3 protein-coding genes are annotated in these 2,938 nt (G+C 69.9%); 1 reads left to right on the top strand and 2 read right to left on the bottom strand.

Features of this window, described 5'->3' with window-relative positions; genetic code table 11:
- Window positions 1–98 precede the first annotated feature (98 nt).
- Together J7E68_RS17375 and J7E68_RS17370 are read right to left on the bottom strand one after the other, a co-directional pair.
- Window positions 99–821: a DUF4870 domain-containing protein gene (locus J7E68_RS17375; protein ID WP_215174703.1), complete on the bottom strand. Its 723-nt coding sequence runs from the start codon at window positions 819–821 to the stop codon at window positions 99–101.
- Window positions 821–1,573 (bottom strand): general stress protein, encoded by a 753-nt coding sequence (locus tag J7E68_RS17370; protein ID WP_215174701.1) that lies wholly within the window; start codon window positions 1,571–1,573, stop codon window positions 821–823. The genes J7E68_RS17375 and J7E68_RS17370 overlap by 1 nt, the downstream gene beginning before the upstream one ends.
- A 110-nt stretch (window positions 1,574–1,683) precedes the next feature.
- Between J7E68_RS17370 and J7E68_RS17365 the strand changes: the two genes are divergently transcribed.
- Window positions 1,684–2,938 (top strand): magnesium transporter MgtE N-terminal domain-containing protein (locus J7E68_RS17365; RefSeq protein ID WP_215174699.1); only part of this gene is annotated, 1,255 nt, incomplete at its 3' end.

The following is a 2,938-nucleotide window of genomic DNA, read 5'->3' as shown; positions in this document are numbered from 1 at the left end:
GCCGGGCGCGGAGATGACCGTCGAGCCGTTGCCGCCCGCCGACCAGTCCGCGGATACCGCGGTCTGCCCGGTGGGCAGGTCGACGAGGATCTCGACCATCAGGCGCGCAGGTACGGAATCGCGAACGGCACGCGCACGACCTTGCCGCTCGACGCCTTCACCATGCCGACGATCACGAGCACGACGTGGAAGACCGACAGCGCGAAGTAGATCGTGATCGGGATGCCGATGGGATAGAAGCCGCTCGACGGCGAATCGGCCGTCAGGGTGGCGAGGATCACGAAGTGCGAGACGAGCAGGATCGTCGACACCAGCAGGTAGGTGAGTCCCCAGTTCAATGCCGCTCGGGCGTTCTCACGCGCCACACCGCCGAAGCGACGCGACGCTCCCCCGCTCACCGCCATTGCGATCCCCGACGCCAGTCCACCGACGAACGGGAACGGGATGAGGATCAGGAGGCCCAGCGCCCACGGAAGCAGACCTCGCGGCGGCACGGCGGCGGGATACGCACCTGCCGGATATCCCTGCGCCGGATAGCCCTGCGCCGGATGACGCTGCGCCGGATAGCCCTGCGCCGGCGGGGCGTATCCGACGGGCTGCGGCGACGACGGGAACTGACCGGGGGCCGCGGGTGGGGCGTACCCCGGTGTCTGGTGCTGCGGAGCAGGCTGCTGCGCATACCCCGGAGACTGCGGCGGTGCATAGCCGTAGACGGGCGCCGGCGGAACGGGGCCCTGAGCGGGCGGCGCGGGTGGGGCGGGAGGCACCGAAGGGTATGCGGGTGCGGCGGAGGGACCGGTCTCGCGCTCTGCGTCAGACATCAGACGGCTCCTGCCGAGGTGGGCGGCAGACCGGGCTTGCCCGGTTCGGTCGTGTCGATCGGAGGAGCGGTCGGGTCTGCGGGGCGCGGCGGTACCGAGGGCCCTTCGGGAGCAGCTTCGGGCCCACCGAGCGGCGGGGTCGGCGCGGGTCCGGGAGTCGGGTCCTCCGGCGCGACGGGAGGTGCCGTGGGAGGAACGGGCGCCGGGGCGGGCTGGCTGCCGGGCGTGATCCGCTCGCCGTACCTCGGTGGCTCGTCGAGATCGACGGGAGCCCGCACGGGTGCGGGCTTCGCCGCTCCCAGCGCCAGGCGCGCCTTGGCGAGGGATGACGCCTGCACGCGCACCTCGTAGTGATCGGCGGCGAACTGCGTGACACTCGCGAAGTCGCGACGGCGACGGACGATCGCATAGGTGACAAGGCTGAGCAGCATGCCCAGCGCGACTCCGATGAAGACGAACCCGACGAACAGCTGGATCGGGACCTCAGGGTTGCCGATCACGAGGATCGCCGAGAGGAAGAGGCCGATGAGCACGCCGTTGATGGCGCCTGATCGCGCTGCGGCGGCGTAGCCGAGGCGCCCGGTGATGCGCTCGACCGTGCGCACGCTCTGCCCGATGATCGCGATGTCTCGGGCCGGCACCTCCTGCGCGATCAGTTTCGACACCGTCTTCTGGGCGCCTTCGTAATCACGGGTGGAGGCGACGATCTCGCCCTCATCGCGGCTGTCAGCTGGACGGTTCAGCATGCTCATCCCGCCATTGTTCCATGCCTGCCGATGGCGAGGCCGGGCGGCGCGTCGCAGACCGCTGCGATGCGACGCGCCGCGGCACGTGCCCGGGCCCCGCGCACTACGCTGGACGAGTGAGCACACAACGGGTATTCGCCGCGCGCCTTGCAGGCTGCGCCGTCTTCGACCCCGTGGGCGACCGGCTCGGCACAGTCCGTGATGTCGTCATCGTCTACCGAAGTACGGGTGCTCCCCGGGTCATCGGTCTCGTCGTCGAGATCCCCGGACGCAGGCAGGTCTTCCTCTCGATCGGCCGTGTGACGTCGATCCGTGCGGGGCAGGTCATCAGCACCGGTCTCATCAACGTGAGGCGGTTCTCTCCGCGCGCCGGCGAGGTGCGGGTGCTCGCCGAACTCCTCGGTCGTCGGGTGACTCTCGTCGACGGCACCGGCTCGGCGGTCATCGAAGACGTCGCGATCGAACCCAACCGTCTCGGCGAGTGGGCGATCACGCAGCTGTTCCTGCGGCGTCCGAAGACCAGCGCGTCGCCGTTCGCGAAGGGCCCCACGACGTTCGCCGCCTGGAGCGAGGTCGCCGAGGAGCGCGCTCCCGGTGAGTCGCAGTCCGCTGAACAGCTCGTCGCGTCGTATTCCGAGCTGCATGCCGCCGACCTCGCCAACACCCTGCTCGACCTGCCGCAGCAGCGCATGATCGAGGTCGCCGAGGAGCTCTCCGACGACCGTCTCGCCGATGCCCTCGAAGAGATGCCCGAAGACGAGCAGGTGCACATCCTCGATCGCCTCGGCGACGAGCGCGCAGCCGACATCCTCGATCAGATGGAGCCCGACGACGCCGCCGACCTCCTCGCCCAGCTGCCGCCGAACCGACTCGAGCAGCTGCTCGAGCTGATGGAGCCGGAAGAGGCGGAAGACGTCAGGATGCTGCTCCGCTACGGCCCTGACACCGCCGGTGGTCTCATGACGCCGGAGCCGATCATCCTCTCCGCCGATGCGACCGTGGCAGAAGCGCTGGCGCTGATCCGTCGGCACGAGCTCCACCCCGCCCTCGCGGCCGCCGTCTTCGTCACGCTCCCTCCTTTCGAGACGCCGACCGGTCGACTCCTCGGCATGGTGCATTTCCAGCGGATGCTGCGTTATCCGCCGCATGAGCGTCTCGGCGCGATCATGGATGACAGCCTCGAACCCGTGCGCGTCACCGCGTCCGCCGCCGAGGTGGCCAGGATGCTGGCCAGCTACGACCTCGTGTCGCTGCCGGTGCTCGACGCCGCGCACCGACTGGTCGGCGCGATCAGCATCGACGACGTTCTCGACTACCTGCTGCCCGACGACTGGCGCACCCACGCCAGCGATGAGCCGACGGTCTCGAAGG

This window comes from Microbacterium sp. ISL-103 (genome assembly GCF_018613995.1).
Taxonomy (GTDB): domain Bacteria; phylum Actinomycetota; class Actinomycetes; order Actinomycetales; family Microbacteriaceae; genus Microbacterium.
Note: the sequence above shows the minus strand (reverse complement) of the source record. Positions and strands in the feature narration are given on the sequence as shown.